Annotated in this window: 13 protein-coding genes and 1 pseudogene; 10 read left to right on the forward strand and 4 right to left on the reverse strand. The window is 62.6% G+C overall.

The genetic code is table 11. The annotated features are described in order from the left end of the window. Positions 1 to 228: 228 nt before the first annotated feature. Positions 229 to 1,119 carry a LysR family transcriptional regulator gene (locus NKH37_RS21515; RefSeq protein WP_353041330.1) on the reverse strand — a complete coding sequence of 297 codons (891 nt, stop codon included), beginning with the start codon at positions 1,117 to 1,119 and terminating at the stop codon, positions 229 to 231. 152 nt (positions 1,120 to 1,271) lie between these two features. On the opposite strand from NKH37_RS21515, the gene NKH37_RS21520 reads away from it, so the two are divergent. From NKH37_RS21520 to NKH37_RS21530, 3 genes and pseudogenes are all read left to right on the forward strand, one after another. Next, positions 1,272 to 1,655: a DUF1330 domain-containing protein gene (locus tag NKH37_RS21520; RefSeq protein ID WP_352484075.1), complete on the forward strand. Its 384-nt coding sequence runs from the start codon at positions 1,272 to 1,274 to the stop codon at positions 1,653 to 1,655. 102 nt (positions 1,656 to 1,757) lie between these two features. Further along, complete coding sequence (locus NKH37_RS21525; protein ID WP_353041332.1) at positions 1,758 to 2,600, forward strand: SDR family oxidoreductase; 843 nt, start codon at positions 1,758 to 1,760, stop codon at positions 2,598 to 2,600. Positions 2,601 to 2,790: 190 nt separating this feature from the next. Next, positions 2,791 to 3,423, forward strand: a pseudogene (locus tag NKH37_RS21530) (IS5 family transposase). Here NKH37_RS21530 and NKH37_RS21535 read toward each other — a convergent pair. After that, entirely contained in the window at positions 3,420 to 4,334 is a 915-nt protein-coding gene (locus NKH37_RS21535; protein ID WP_352496673.1) for a LysR substrate-binding domain-containing protein, read from the reverse strand. The pseudogene NKH37_RS21530 and the gene NKH37_RS21535 overlap by 4 nt on opposite strands. Positions 4,335 to 4,431: 97 nt before the next feature. Between NKH37_RS21535 and NKH37_RS21540 the strand changes: the two genes are divergently transcribed. The 3 genes from NKH37_RS21540 to sbmA all read left to right on the forward strand — a co-directional run bounded on the left by NKH37_RS21540 (position 4,432) and on the right by sbmA (position 7,301). Continuing rightward, the gene (locus NKH37_RS21540; protein WP_352496674.1) at positions 4,432 to 4,641 is read left to right on the forward strand and encodes a hypothetical protein; all 210 of its coding nucleotides are present in this window, start codon (positions 4,432 to 4,434) and stop codon (positions 4,639 to 4,641) included. A gap of 112 nt (positions 4,642 to 4,753) precedes the next feature. Next, positions 4,754 to 5,908 carry a YbfB/YjiJ family MFS transporter gene (locus NKH37_RS21545; protein WP_352496675.1) on the forward strand — a complete coding sequence of 385 codons (1,155 nt, stop codon included), beginning with the start codon at positions 4,754 to 4,756 and terminating at the stop codon, positions 5,906 to 5,908. A 115-nt stretch (positions 5,909 to 6,023) separates the two neighbouring features. After that, complete coding sequence (gene sbmA, locus NKH37_RS21550; RefSeq protein ID WP_352496676.1) at positions 6,024 to 7,301, forward strand: peptide antibiotic transporter SbmA; 1,278 nt, start codon at positions 6,024 to 6,026, stop codon at positions 7,299 to 7,301. 28 nt (positions 7,302 to 7,329) lie between these two features. On the opposite strand, the gene NKH37_RS21555 is transcribed toward sbmA, so the two are convergent. Next, positions 7,330 to 8,316: a polysaccharide deacetylase family protein gene (locus NKH37_RS21555; RefSeq protein ID WP_352496680.1), complete on the reverse strand. Its 987-nt coding sequence runs from the start codon at positions 8,314 to 8,316 to the stop codon at positions 7,330 to 7,332. A gap of 202 nt (positions 8,317 to 8,518) precedes the next feature. On the opposite strand from NKH37_RS21555, the gene NKH37_RS21560 reads away from it, so the two are divergent. Both NKH37_RS21560 and der read left to right on the forward strand, forming a co-directional pair. Continuing rightward, the gene (locus NKH37_RS21560) at positions 8,519 to 9,184 is read left to right on the forward strand and encodes a tetratricopeptide repeat protein (RefSeq protein WP_352484127.1); all 666 of its coding nucleotides are present in this window, start codon (positions 8,519 to 8,521) and stop codon (positions 9,182 to 9,184) included. A gap of 6 nt (positions 9,185 to 9,190) precedes the next feature. Then, positions 9,191 to 10,624, forward strand: a complete 1,434-nt coding sequence (gene der, locus NKH37_RS21565) for a ribosome biogenesis GTPase Der (protein ID WP_352496677.1) — start codon at positions 9,191 to 9,193, stop codon at positions 10,622 to 10,624. Between the two features lie 14 nt (positions 10,625 to 10,638). Here the strand turns inward: der and NKH37_RS21570 are convergent, their stop codons facing one another. After that, complete coding sequence (locus NKH37_RS21570) at positions 10,639 to 11,556, reverse strand: LysR substrate-binding domain-containing protein (RefSeq protein WP_352515631.1); 918 nt, start codon at positions 11,554 to 11,556, stop codon at positions 10,639 to 10,641. Between the two features lie 120 nt (positions 11,557 to 11,676). Here NKH37_RS21570 and NKH37_RS21575 point away from each other — a divergent pair, with 120 nt between their 5' ends. Continuing rightward, entirely contained in the window at positions 11,677 to 12,996 is a 1,320-nt protein-coding gene (locus tag NKH37_RS21575) for an MFS transporter (RefSeq protein ID WP_352857733.1), read from the forward strand. 107 nt (positions 12,997 to 13,103) lie between these two features. After that, positions 13,104 to 14,288 carry a cell wall hydrolase gene (locus NKH37_RS21580; protein WP_023716851.1) on the forward strand — a complete coding sequence of 395 codons (1,185 nt, stop codon included), beginning with the start codon at positions 13,104 to 13,106 and terminating at the stop codon, positions 14,286 to 14,288. Positions 14,289 to 14,510: the final 222 nt, after the last annotated feature.

Consider the following 14,510-nt stretch of genomic DNA (forward strand, 5'->3'; position numbering starts at 1 on the left):
GTCAGGCAAGCCATCCTCACCGCGCTCGCGCAGCCGCCCCCAATCCGTTGTCCCCACTGCCGCAGAACCATCTCCGCTAAAAATCTGCCAAAGTAGTGCTAGGCCGTGAACTCATAAATTGGGGAAGACTGGGATCGGTGGGAAACGGACGCTCCGGACTTCCTGTACTGGGCGGCTTGGATAGGTGCCATGGTCGTCGAGGTCTGACGACCCTTATTTCAACCGCACTCAGTCGCGGTAGCGCAGCGTTTCCAGCACGAGTGCGAAAGCCGGCGAGTGTTGGCGCCGGCTTGGATAATACAGGTGATATCCCGGCCGAAGGGGGCACCAGTCCTCAAGAACACGCACCAGGCGACCCTGTTCGAGTGGGTAGGTCACCAGATCCTCGGGCAGATAGGCGAGCCCGAATCCTTCAAGGCTGGCCTGACAGATCATCGCGAGGGTGTTGAACGCGGCGTCTCCTTGAACGCGCACCTTCAACTCCCGCCCCTCCTTGCGAAACTCCCACGGTGCACAGCCGCCTGTGGGCAGTCGCAGGGGTATGCACGCATGATCGGCAAGGTCTTCAGGCGTGACCGGACGGGAGCGGCTTGCGAAGTATGAAGGCGCTACCACAACCGCCATGCGGAAGTCTGGCCCAACGCGCGCCGAGATCATGTCCTTGTCCACCTGTTCGCCAAGCCGTACACCCGCATCGAAGCGATCGGCCGCAATGTCTGCCAAGCCGTAGTCGTGGATAATCTCGACCCTGATGTCGGGATAGTCGCGCATGAGCCCGACCATGGCGGGCCAGATGATGGTCTCGCCGGCATGCTCCACGGTGGTGATCCGGACTGTGCCGGCCGGCTTGTCGCGCAGGGCGCTGAGGGCGGCAATCTCGCTTGCGATCTCATCTAACTTGGGAGCGATGCTTCGAAACAGGCGATCCCCCGCTTCGGTTAGCGAGACGCTGCGGGTCGTGCGGGTCAGCAGCCTAACGCCGAGGCGCTCTTCCATCGTCCGGATCGAATAGCTCAGAGCCGACTGCGACACGCCGAGCATGGCGGCCGCCTTGGTGAAGCTGCGCTCGCGGGCGACGGCGATGAAGGTCAGGAAGTCATCCAGGCTGTCGCGACGCATTCATCAATCCCCCTTCTAAGCTCATGCAAATTATACCATCTAATTGCATGCCGCTAAAGGAGCTAACTTCCTGACATCAAGGCCAGACGGTCAACCGGAGCAACTCTCCGCGCAATGCCTACCGTCCAACTGGCCCACTGAAGGAGAACAAAATGAAGAAGGTAATCGTGGGCGCGCTCACCGCTCTCACCATGATCGTGAGCCCGGCCGCCTTTGCTCAGGAAGCGACGGGCGCCGTCCCCCGCGCCTACATGATCGGCAGCTATGACATCAAGGATCAGGCGGTGTTTCAGCAGTACATCGAAGCCGCCTCGCCGCTCGTCACCCAGTATGGCGGCCGCGTGATCGTCTACAATCCTAATGTCACTGCCATCGAAGGAAGCTCGAGATCGGTGATCGCCATCGCCGAGTTCCCGAGCCTTGCTGACGCCAAGCGCTACTACAACTCGCCGGGATACACGGCGGCCCGGCAGTTTTTTACCAAGTCGACCGAAGGATTTCGCATCATCACCGAAGGCGCCGGCCTTCCGCAGTGATGCAGTCCGCTAGCGGATGGGTACCAGCATGGGACGTCAGCCCATGCTGGCCATCCGTCCGAATTCGAGGCCGAGCTGCGGCCTAGACAACAGGAGCCCAATATGAGTGTTTGGTTCATCACCGGCGCAGGCCGGGGCCTCGGTCTGGATATCGCCAAGGCCGCGTTGGCGGCGGGCCACAAGGTGGTGGCAACCGGCCGCAACACGGAAAAGGTCGCAAGGGCCGTCGGAAAGTCCGAGAACCTCCTTATCGTCAAGCTGGACGTGACGAGCGCGGCCGACGCCGAAGCCGCTGCCCAGGCAACGCTTGACCGGTTTGGCCGCATCGACGTGCTGGTCAACAATGCGGCGAGTTTCTTTGCCGGGTACTTCGAAGAGTTGACCGCCGAACAGATGCAACTGCAGCTCAGCACCAGCCTCGTCGGTCCCATGAAGGTGACGCGGGCCTTTCTGCCAGCGATGCGCAACCAGCGGTCCGGCAGGGTCATTTCGATCTCCTCGACGGCCGGGCTGATGGGTTTCGAGTTCTGCTCGGCCTATTCAGCCTCGAAGTTCGGCCTCGACGGCTGGATGGAGGCGCTGCAGACCGAAGTCGTGCCGTTCGGCATCGAGACGATGATCGTGAACCCCGGCTTCTTCCGCACCGAGCTTCTCACGGAAGAGTCGACCAACTATGCCGCGCCTTCCGTCGAGGACTACCATGAGCGGCGGACGGCGCAGATCGCTTTCTGGCGTTCTCAAAACGGCAAGCAAGGGGGTGCCCCCGCCAAGCTTGCGCGCGCCCTGATCACGCTCGCGGCTGGGGACGTGCTGCCCCACCGTTTCCTTGCCGGTGCCGATGCCATTGCCACGGCAGAGCAGAAGATTGCCATTCTGCAGCAGCAGATCGATACCTATCGCGAGCTGTCGAGTTCCCTCGCCATCGACGACAACGGCCGCAACTAACGACCCCTGCGGAACGTCCGGACTTGCCGTGCTGGTGGCTGAACACCATTGGCACTGCAATTCCGAGGTCAAGACTTCGTGGCTGCGGCACTCCCAAGACCACCTGTGAATTGATCAAATACGTCCGCTAAGAGGTCGATTGTCGACTGGCGGCTTTCCTATTGCAGGGGAATCTGATTCCAGACTCTGCATGAGCCGATATGACCTGACCGACTTCGAATGGCACGTGATCAAGCCACTTTTGCCCAAAAAGGCCACGAGGTGTGCCGCGTGTCGATGATCGGCGCGTGCTATCACCAAAGTCCATGACGGCAAGGTGCAGATGATCGACACCTCTATTGTTCGCGTCCATCAGCAGGGCGCGACGGCAAAAAAGGGGGATCGAGATCATTGTCTCGGTCGTTCCCGAGGCGGGCTGACAACCAAAATCCATGCTCTTGTCGACGCCAAAGGCATGCCGATCAAACTGATGCTCACGGCAGGTCAGATGAGTGACATTACCTCGGCCGCGGACCTGATCACGGATTTGCCGGAGGGTGCCATGCTACTCGCCGACAAGGGCTATGATGCCGACGCCTTGCGCAATGCGGTCAGCGAGCGAAAAGCATGGGCCAACATCCCGCCCAAGGCCAACCGCAAGGACCCGATCTGCTTCAGCCCCTTCTTGTATAAGGCCCGCAACTTAGTTGAGCGCTTCTTCAACAAAGCGAAGCAATTCCGCCGCATCGCAACCCGCTACGACAAGCTGGCTGAGAACTATCTTACCGCGCTCAAACTCGTCGCAATCCGCATCTGGCTACGCGGTAATGAGTCTACGTCCTAGCTGGCCCTCTCGAGCGATCTGAACTGCGCCATCGTCGCCTCGATCTCTTCGCGCATCCAGGTCTTGAAATCCCTGACCTTGCGGCTTTCGCCCTTGCTGGCCGAAGTCACCAGCCAATAGCCGAGGCCGCTCTGCGCGCGTACGCCGAACGGCGCGACGAGCCGGCCGTCGGCCAGTGCGTCGGCGGCCAGCAACTGCCAGCCGAGCATGACGCCGTGACCGGCAATCGCCGATTCCAGGCACAGCATCGGATCGGTGAAGCGCGCGCCCTTCATGAAGGTGACCGGCTCCACCCCCGCCGCTTCGAACCAGCTCCCCCAGCTGATCATCGATCTTTCGTCGGTGATCGCACAGGTCAAAGCAAGGTCCTCGATCGATTTCAGCTTGCTGGCGATCACCGGTGCACAGACCGGAAACACCTCCTGCGCCAGCAGCAATTCTGCCCGCCCGCCCGGCCATTTGCCGTCGCCGAGCCGGATGGCGACGTCGATGTCCGAGCGATCGAGATCGGCAAGCCGCACCGAGGCATCGATGCGCAGGAGCACGTTCGGATGGCGGGCGAAATGCCGCGACAGCCGCGGCAGCAGCCATTTCGAGGCGAAAGCCGGCGCCACCGAAACCACCAGCGTGCACTCCGAGCTTTCATCGGCAAGCGCTACCGCCTGTGCGAGCTCGCGGAAGCCTGCGCTGAGCCGCGCGGTAAAGACGGTGCCGAATTCCGTCGCCACCAGGCCAGCTGGCGTTCGTTCGAACAGCGCCCGGCCGAGCTGCTTTTCGGTCCGGTTGATCTGCTGGCTGACGGCGCTGACCGAGACGTTGAGCTCGCCGGCCGCCGCCGCGAGCGAGCCCAGGCGGGCGACGGCTTCGACGGCGCGCAAGCCGTTGAGATGGACACGGTTCAGCATAGCCATACAGTTTTTCTAAACTCGTACGGCTTAAATCTCAATTGCCAGGCGCTGCCGAATGCCGGATTTTAGGTGGGTTACTCAGAGTGAGGAGGCAAATCCGATGAAGATTTTATCATGGCTCGGCGCCTTTTCCCCAATCGGAATGCAGCCACACCGGCATGACAGCGAGGCCACCAACTGGGTGACCGATCCGCTGTCGCATCCGGTGCTCGACACCATGTCGGAGCGCGAACTCGCCGACATGCCGTTCAGGCTGACTGCGGGTCGTACTCACTTTGAGACGGCCCCGCCAAGGACCTGCTGCGGCTAAACAAGGACTTGCTGGCACTTCAGGCGAGCCAGCCGCCGACGCGGCCGCGAACACTTCTGGCCCAATAAAAGGCGGATTGTCTCACTGGCAGGCGCACCTATGGTGCACCGCGATGAACATCGCTTCGCCCTTGCGTCTGGCAATCGCCGGCATGATCGCCCTGGCCGTCGCCATGGGCATCGGCCGCTTCGTCTATACGCCGATCCTGCCCGGAATGATGGAAGAGCTCGGCCTGTCGCCGGCCGATGCCGGCTGGATCGCATCGGCCAATTATCTCGGCTACCTCGTCGGCGCGCTTGCCGCCACCGGCGGCTGGGCGCAAGGCCGCGAGCGCCAGCTGATGCTGGCCGGCCTCGCCGCCACTGCGATCCTCGCCGGCCTGATGGGCCTGACCGGCACGATGCCCGTCTTTCTCCTCATCCGCTTTCTTGCCGGCCTCGCCAGCGCCTTCGTATTGGTCTTCATGACCAGCATCGTTTTTGGTCATCTCGCCGCAGCCGGGCGAAACGACCTGCAGGCGCTGTATTTCGGCGGAGTCGGCCTCGGCATCGCGGCGTCTTCGGCGCTGTTGGCAGTCCTCGTCACCGAACATGCCGGCTGGGCTGCGGGCTGGCTGTGGTCGGCGGTGATTTCAGCCTGCGGCTTTGCCGCCGTCGCCTTGCTGGCCGGCGGCACCTCGGCCGCGAACAGCACCACCGGGAGCGAGCCGGCACTGCCGAAAGACCGGTCGCTGGTGAAGATCATCGTCGCCTACGGCCTGTTCGGCTTCGGCTACATCGTCACGGCAACGTTCCTGGTCGCCATCGTCCGCCAGGGCGGCGGCGGCCGCGTCTTCGAGGCGGTGGTCTGGATGGTCACCGGCCTTGCCGGTTTCCCCTCGGTCTGGCTGTGGCAGAAGCTTACGGCCAGGATCGGGCTCTATGCCACATACGCGCTGGGGTGCCTGGTCGAGGTGGTCGGCGTCAGCGCCAGCGTCGCCATGGGCGGGCGCACCGGGCCGCTGCTCGGCGGCCTTCTTGTCGGCGGCACCTTCATCGCCATCACCGCGCTTGGCCTGCAGGCCGGCAGGCAGCTTGCTCCGCAAGCACCACGCCGGATGCTGGCGGTAATGACGGCCGCCTTCGGCCTTGGCCAGATCATCGGCCCGATCGTCGCCGGGCTGCTTGCGCAGGCCTCCGGTAACTTTTTCCTTGCCTCGATCGTGGCCGCCGCCGTCCTGCTCGCTTCCGGTACGATCGCCTGGTCGGCTGCGCCAAAATCGCCATGATTATGGTCTTGCTCGGTTGCGGGCATCGGGCACGGGCATTTTCTTTCCCACTAATGTGTGACTTTATGCCCGCTGAACCCCGCTGATTTGCGCATCGACCGAGGATTTCGCCACAGTGTTCGTATCGTTTTTTCCGCAGCCGAAGCTGTTCTTCAGTTCGGTCGCCGTCTGGAGCCTCGCGGCCGTTCTGTTTTGGTTTTTTGGAGGAGAGCAACTTGGAGCAGTGTTTGGACTGCCCCCGATGGCCGCCGGCGTCGACAAGATCATTGGCGTGTCGCTCTTTTGGTCGAAGCCATTTCTCTGGTTCTATATATATTTTGCGGCTGTCGTCCTCATCTTCTACGGCTTTTGGGCCTGGTACCGACCTCATCCATGGCGGAATTGGTCGATCCTTGGCACCTCACTGATTCTCTTTGTGATCTATTACCAGGTGCAGGTAAATGTCGCCTTCAATGACTGGTATGGCCCTTTCTACGATCTTATTCAGAAGGCTTTAGGCACACCGTACTCTACGACGCCGTGGGACTTCTATATCCAACTGCTGACAATCATGTGGATTGCGCTTCTGGCTGTGACCGTTGGCGCCCTCAACCGGTTTTTTGTAAGTCATTGGATATTTCGTTGGCGCACCGCAATGAACGAATACTACATGACCAACTGGGAAAGATTGAGGCGCATCGAAGGTGCGTCCCAGCGTGTTCAAGAAGACACGATGCGCTTCTCCAGCACGATGGAGGATCTGGGCGTAAGCTTAGTCGGGTCCATCATGACACTGATAGCGTTCCTTCCCGTGCTGCTGCATCTCTCTGAAAACGTCACGGAACTGCCGATTGTCGGCACGGTGCCTTACTCCCTGGTCGTTGTAGCAATCCTTTGGTCGGCCTTCGGAACTACTTTCTTAGCTGCGGTAGGAATCAAACTGCCGGGTCTCGAATTCCGCACCCAACGTGTCGAGGCAGCCTACCGCAAAGAATTGGTCTATGGTGAGGACGATGCAGATCGCGCCCAACCGCCAACTGTCGCTGACCTTTTTAGAAGCGTAAGAAGCATCTATTTTCGTAAATATTTCCACTACTTATATTTTAACGTCGCTAGAATATTCTATCTACAGATCGACAATATATTTCCATATATTGTTCTTGTTCCTACGATGGTCGCGGGAAAGATCAAGCTCGGCGCTCTGAACCAGATTCTCAACTCCTTTGAGCAGGTCCGATCTTCATTTCAGTATCTGGTCAATGCCTGGCCGACGGTCGTGGAACTGATCTCGATCTACAAGCGCCTGCGCGCCTTCGAGGCGACGCTCGAGGGCGAGCCACTGCCCGAAATCGACCAGCGTTATCTCGAACGTGAGCAAGCCGGCTTGCGCCCTGAGGATCAGCCGGTAAGCTAAAAAGTATCGGGCGGCGATCACTTGCGGCTCAGCCGCCCACCGCCGCCTGCCTTTCGCCTCGCCGCGAAACATAATCGCGAAAGCTGATGCACTCGACGTCCGCTTTGACGCAGACCTCGCCGGCAAAGCCTTCCAGCGCGTTCCAGTAGGCGCCGTCATTCATCAGCGTGAAATGGAAGCCGAGCTCAAGCGGAATGCGCTTGCCCTGGTATTGCGCATCGAAGGCGGCGCGGAACGCGTGATAGGTCCGGTCAGCGAACTCTTCTGCCATGCTCGGCCGCTCGAAGCCGCCGGAATGTCTGACATAGAGATTGTAGTCCATGGCGATCACCCGCCTTGAGCTCGGCCCTTCCGGGATCTGCGGCAGCGAAAAGCGCGTGATGCCGTTGACGGTCGGCGGCTCGACCGGCCCGCGCGAAACGCCGCTTGCGTCGAGCAGGAAACCGGCCGCGGGCAGCGCCTCGTAAAGCGCCTTGTTTGCCGACAGATAAGGCGCGCGAAACCCGACCACCGATTTGCGGGCGAAATCGCGCCAGCCCTTCGGTTCAGCAGCAATGCCGTTGATCGAATAGGCGTTTTCGAGAACATGCCTGAAGGCGCCAAATTCGCTCAGCCAGTCGGCCTTGCTCCAGTCCTTGCCGTCGAAATGGCCGCAGCCATGGCTGCCGATGTCGTGGCCTTCCGAGGCCGCAAGGTTGATCTGCTCGAGCCGCTCGGCAACTTCCTGTTTGGAGGCGGCAAAGCCGATATTCGATTTGCCTTCTGTCTTGCCGGGTGCGGTGTATTCCTTGCGTGTCTCGGGCGACAGCAGGAACACGCAGGAGACAAAATAGGTGAAATGCGCACCCGTGCGCGCGGCCAGCGCCCGGCTGCGCTGCCACTGCGAAATGTCGCGGGCGCTGTCGAATGAGATGATGACGATCTGCTTCGGTTTTGCCGGCGGCGCCGGCGGGTCGGCAAAAGCCGCGCTGGCAGCAAATGCGGAAAACGCAACAACGCGGGACAAACGGGGCAAAGGCATCTGACCGGGTCAAGGAATGTAGAAGCGACGCCTACCGGTGAAATATGGCACGGGTACGATCGACCTGTCGGCCGCCGTTGGCGGCGACTGCCTCGTGAATAGGCGATTTTCCTGCCGAACCCCTTCCATGCCGGCAAAATTTCGCTAAAACGCGGGCTCATCAACCGCCCCGCCCGGGGCATGAATGGTTTTGATCATGTCGGACGACAGTTTTATCCGCGAAGTCAACGAAGAGATTCGTCGCGATCAGGCGCATGCGCTGTGGGACCGTTTCGGTCCCGCCTTGCTCGTGCTGGCCGTGCTGGTGGTGCTCGGCACTGCTGCCGTCGTCGGCTACCGCTATTGGGACGAGACCCGCGCCAACCGCTCGGGCGATGCTTTTTCGCAGGCGCTCAAGCTCGCCAATGACGGCAAGAACGACGAGGCGCTTGCCGCGCTGGAGGGGCTGGAGAAGGACGGCTACGGCGCCTATCCGCTGCTCGCCCGCATGCGTGCGGCAACCGTCAAGGCGGACAAGGGCGACGTCGATGCCGCCGTCAAGGATTTCGACGAGGTCGCCGCCGACACCAAGATTCCCTCCGGCATTCGCGACATGGCGCGCCTCAGGGCAGCGCTGCTTCTGGTCGACCATGGCTCTTTCGCCGATGTCTCCAGCCGCGTCGAGGCGCTTACCGCCGACACCAACACGCTGCGCCATACGGCGCGCGAAGCACTTGGCCTTGCCGCCTGGAAGGAAGGCAAGGCGGCGGATGCATTGAAGCTGTTCGACCAGATCGCCGCCGATGACGGCGCCCCGCGCAACACGCGCGAGCGGGCGACGTTGATGTCGGAGCTGATCCGCGGCTCGGGCGGTGTATCGTAACAACGGATGACTTTCAAAGTCGCCATCATCGGCCGGCCTAACGTCGGCAAATCGACCCTTTTCAACCGGCTGGTGGGAAGGAAGCTGGCGCTTGTCGACGATACGCCGGGCGTCACCCGCGATCGACGCGTCCATGCCGCAAAACTCTACGATCTGCATTTCGACGTCATCGATACCGCCGGCTTCGAGGATGCGGCCGCCTCGACGCTGCCCGGCCGCATGCGCGCGCAGACCGAGATCGCCATCCGCGAGGCCGACCTGATCTTTTTCACGATCGATGCCAAGTCCGGGCTGATGCCCGACGACAAGACCTTCGCCGAGATCGTGCGCAAATCCGGCAAGCCGGTTGTCGTCGTCGCCAACAAGGCCGAGGCGCGCGGCGCCCAGGGCGGCATGCTGGAGGCCTGGGAGCTCGGCCTTGGCGAGCCGATCCCGGTCTCGGCCGAACACGGCCAGGGCCTGCCCGATCTGCGCGATGCGGTGATCGCGGCACTGGGCGAGGCGCGCGCCTTCGGTGAGGACGAAGAGGCCGGTGAGGAGGAGGTCGCCGCCAGCGAGGTGCTGATCGGCGAAGACATCACCGACCCGGACGCAGAGCCGAGCTATGACGACACCAAGCCGATGCGCATCGCCGTCGTCGGCCGTCCCAACGCCGGCAAGTCGACGCTGATCAACGCGCTGATCGGCGAGGAACGGCTGTTGACCGGCCCCGAGGCCGGCATCACCCGCGATTCCATCTCGGTCGACTGGGACTGGCATGGCCGCCGCTTAAAACTGTTCGACACCGCCGGCATGCGCCGCAAGGCCAGGATCCACGAAAAGCTCGAAGTGATGTCGGTGCAGGACGGCTTGCGCGCCATCCGCTTTGCCGAGATCGTCATCATCGTGCTCGACGCGACTATTCCCTTCGAGAAGCAGGATCTGCAGATCGCCGACCTGATCATCCGCGAGGGCCGTGCCCCGGTGATCGCCTTCAACAAATGGGACCTTATCGACCATCCCCAGGAGTTGCTGGCCGAGCTGCGCGAAAAAACCGAGCGGCTGTTGCCGCAGGCGCGCGGCATGCAGGCGGTGCCGGTCTCGGCCGAGACCGGGCGTGGCCTCGACAAGCTGATGGATGCTGTCATCAGGACGCATCGCGTTTGGAACAGCCGCGTGTCGACCGGCAAGCTCAACCGCTGGCTGGAAGGCATCCTGGCGCATCACCCGCCGCCCGCCGTCGCCGGACGCCGGCTGAAGATCAAATATGTCACGCAGGCCAAGACGCGGCCGCCGGGCTTCGTCGTCTCCTGCTCACGGCCCGACGCGATGCCGCAATCCTATGTCCGCTATCTCTCGAACAGCCTGCGCGAGGCTTTCGACATGCCCGGCGTGCCGATCCGCATCGCCTTGCGCACCTCGGACAACCCATTCGCCAGCAAGGCAAAGAAGCGCCGCTGAGCGCCACTTCTCCTCTACGCCACGTTGCGCAGGACAGGCGCTGTTTGCGTCTGCGGCAACGCTTCCAGCGCCGCCTGCAGCAGGATGTCGCCAAGCCGCGCCGCCACCGGGTCGGGCTCGGCCTCCTTGCGATGCAGGAACAGCGCCATCTTGGGCAAAGCGGGCAGCCCGGCGATCCCCGGCGTCATCGCCCTGACGGTGGCCGGCAGGCCGATATCGGTGCGGATCGTCAGTCCGAGCCCGGCGGCGACGGCTGCCCAGATACCGCCAAGGCTCGGGCTGGAGAAGGCCATCCGCCATGCCAGACCAGCGCGGTCCAGGGTTTCGGTCGCCACGCTGCGGAGCAGGCACGGCGCTTCGAGCGCCACCAGCGGCAAAGGCTCGCCATCGCGCAGGCTGGTCTCGATCTGTTTTGCCGGGCCGATCCAGCGCATCTGGACGTCGGCGACATGCCGGCTGTAGGGCAGCGTCGCGCCATTGTGCCAGGCAAGCGCGATATCGAGGCTGCCCGAAATGATCCGTTCGGCAAGCTCGTGGCTGCGTGCGATCCTGGCTTCGATCTTGACCTTGGGATGGGCGCGGGCGAAGCGCCCGAGCACCTCCGGCAGGACCGCCTCGCCGAAATCCTCCTGCAATCCAAGCCGCACCCAGCCCTCCAGCTCGACGTCGTGGATGGCGGACGCGGCCTCGTCGTTGAGCTCGATCAGCCTGCGCGCATAGCCCAGCATGGTCTCGCCTGCCTCGGTCAGCGCCAGGCTGCGCCCCGACTTGCGGAAGATCGGCGTCGCCGCCTGCTCCTCCAGTTTCTTCAATTGTGCGCTGATTGCCGAGGTCGAGCGGCCGAGCCGGTCGGCGGCCTTGGCGAAGCTGCCCAACTCCATACCGGTGACGAAGCTGCGCAGGACGTCGAGATCGAATGTCACGCGTCGCATGGCAATAATCCTGATATTTGGGACATTACGTCAAAAACTTCCTGATATTCAGGACGAAGCTATGGCGATAGAGACAGCGCGTCAAGACCGAACGCAACCAGCCCATGCAGGAGCTGAACCATGTCTGCTGTCGCCACAGGACCAGATTGCAAACCGCTTCGCCCAGGCGCCGTTGCCGCCCCGTCGGAAGCGGCGGCACTTCGAGCCAATCATCGCTGGAAGGTGCTGGGCATCGGCGTCGCCGCCAATGCCTGCTTTTCCGCGACCTTCTCCGGCATTCCGGCGACGGCGGTGTTCCTGCGCTCGGGCTATCATCTCTCCAATGGCGAACTCGGCATGGCGCTTGGTCTTCTCGGCCTGGGCGTAGCGCTGAGCGAATTGCCGTGGGGACTGCTGACCGATCGCTGGGGCGACCGCCGCGTGCTGCTGACCGGGCTCGGCGCAACCGCGGTTTGGCTGCTTGTCATGGCCGCGCTGATCGTGCCGTCACCGGCCCACATTCCCGGCATCGCGCTTCTCGCCGCTGCCCTGCTGGTCACCGGATTGCTCGGCGGCAGCGTCAACGGCTCCAGCGGCCGTGCCATCATGGCCTGGTTCGGCGAAGGCGAGCGCGGCTTTGCCATGAGCATCAGGCAGACGGCGGTGCCGCTTGGCGGCGGGCTTGGCGCGCTCGTGCTGCCGTCGCTCGCTTCGGCCCATGGCTTCACGGCGGTCTTCGGACTTCTGGCGGCTGCGTCCGCCGTCTCGACCTCTCTCGCCTGGCGCTGGCTGCATCAGCCACCGGTGCATGACGATGCCAATTCGAGCAGCACGGCATTGCCGGCCGGCCCGGCGCCGCTGCGCAACCCGGCCGTCTGGCGCATCGCAACAGCCATCGGCCTGCTGTGCTTTCCGCAGGTGGCGGTGCTCACCTTTGCTTCCGTCTTCCTGCATGATTTCGCCGGCATGGGAACAGCCGTGATCAGCGCCAGCCTCGCCACCGTGCAGGTCGGCGCCATGGTCATGCGCGTCTGGAGCGGCCGCTACACCGACCGTCACGGCAACCGCCGGTCGTTTCTGCGTCTGTGCAGCCTGTTGAGCCTGATCGCCTTCACCGTGCTTGCGGCGCTCGTCTTGTTGGCGGCCCAATTCTTGTCAGGCCAAGTGCCGATGCTGTCGCCGGCGATCGTCGCGATGCTGGTCGTGGCCGGCATTTGCGTCTCCTCCTGGCATGGCGTCGCCTACACCGAGCTTGCGACGCTGGCCGGCGCGAGCCAGGCCGGAACGGCGCTCGGCCTCGCCAACAGCCTGGTCTTTATTGCCTTCTTCCTGGTGCCGATCGCCATTCCCGGACTTCTCGTGCTCTGCTCGTGGGCAGGCGTCTGGCTGGGTGCGGCTATTTGCGCACTGATCGCCTGGCCGATCTTTCTTCCGTCAAGCGATGGCCGCAAAAGCGCCTGACTTCGACATGAGATGGGAAAACAACGTTCTAAGCTGTTAACGCCCCATCAAGGTTAATGCATCATTGTAGCTCTCCAGTGGGGTCCGTTGCGTTTCTGGAGAGTTCCGTGCATCGACGTGTTTTGACGCGGCTTGTCGCCGCCGCCGGTGACAAAAAACGTTCCTTCCTGTCTCCGTTTATTATTGGCCTTGGCATCTGGATCGGCTTTCCGACGGTCGCTGCCTATCAGGACATGACAAGCCTGGTCTCCGGCCTTGAGGCGCCGAGCGTCCGCTGGAACGCCTATGTCGAGAAGTCCGTCGCCGGCTCCGTTCACGCCGCCGAAATGCCCTTCCTCGATTCCAGCAGCACCGGCTCGCTCTCCGGCTCCGGCGTCCAACTGCCCGGCATCGGCTCCGTCTCGTTTCGCGGCAAGGGCGGCATCGCCGGCACGACGCCGGACGAGAACCGTATCACGCGTGCCGACAAGAAGGGCCGCATCATCCAGGTCTCGCCCGTCTCGCCGCCGAAGAACTTCAACGCCGGCTCGATCTTCGAGCGCACCTCCTCACTGCTCCGCCCAAGCATGGACAGCGGCCTGAGGATGGCTTTCGCCAAGCCCGAGATCAAAGGCAAGGAAATCCAGATCGCCGCCGCCTTCCACACGCGCGTCGACAAGAAGCCGGATCCCGGCGTGCCGGCGATGCTTGCCGCGCTGGTCAACAACGATCATCCCGACGTGCTGGCAACCGCCTATGCCTCGTCGGCTCCCGACTATGCCAAGGCATCGCCTTTCGAGGCCTTGCTGCAGGACGAGGACCCGAACGATGGCCGCTTCATTCCACCGCTGAGCAAGGGCGATCATTCTTGGATGCAGACGCCGCTGCCGGCGAGCGTCTTTTCCAAACCGGAGCAGGCCTGTCTCGCCAACGGCATCTATTTCGAGGCGCGCGGCGAATCCGTGCGCGGCCAGGCCGCCGTCGCCCAGGTTATCCTCAACCGCGTCCGCAACCCGGCCTATCCGAACTCGATCTGCGGCGTCGTCTACCAGAACGACAACTGGTTCAACCGCTGCCAGTTTTCCTTCGCCTGCGACGGCAGGAAGAAGCGCATCGACAATCCCGCCGCCTACAAGACCGCCCAGGATGTCGCCATGGCCGTCACAGCCGGCAAGATATTCATTCCGGAAGTCGGCTCGTCGACCCATTATTACGCCAACTACGTCCATCCGGGCTGGGCGAGGACGATGAAGAAAATGACCAGGATCGGCCTGCATATCTTCTACCGCACCTATGGCGGCGGCTGGAGCTGAGTGCTCGGGCAGCCCTTGCATCTTTCGCGGGAGAGCGGCCGATCGAAGACCCGTCGTCGTGGGGATTCGGCCGCAGCCCGCCAGAGACCGCGTCGGGCACGATGTCGCACCCAAGCAAGTAGCTGATTTATAACGAAAAAATACTTGAGCTTGAACGTCCGCTCGTGGCTTGACGGGCGCGGACCCTCTAACTATGTTGCCGGCGACTTTAAGAAGCGGACG

The organism is Mesorhizobium sp. M1217, from assembly GCF_040318275.1.
In the GTDB taxonomy this organism is placed as follows: domain Bacteria; phylum Pseudomonadota; class Alphaproteobacteria; order Rhizobiales; family Rhizobiaceae; genus Mesorhizobium.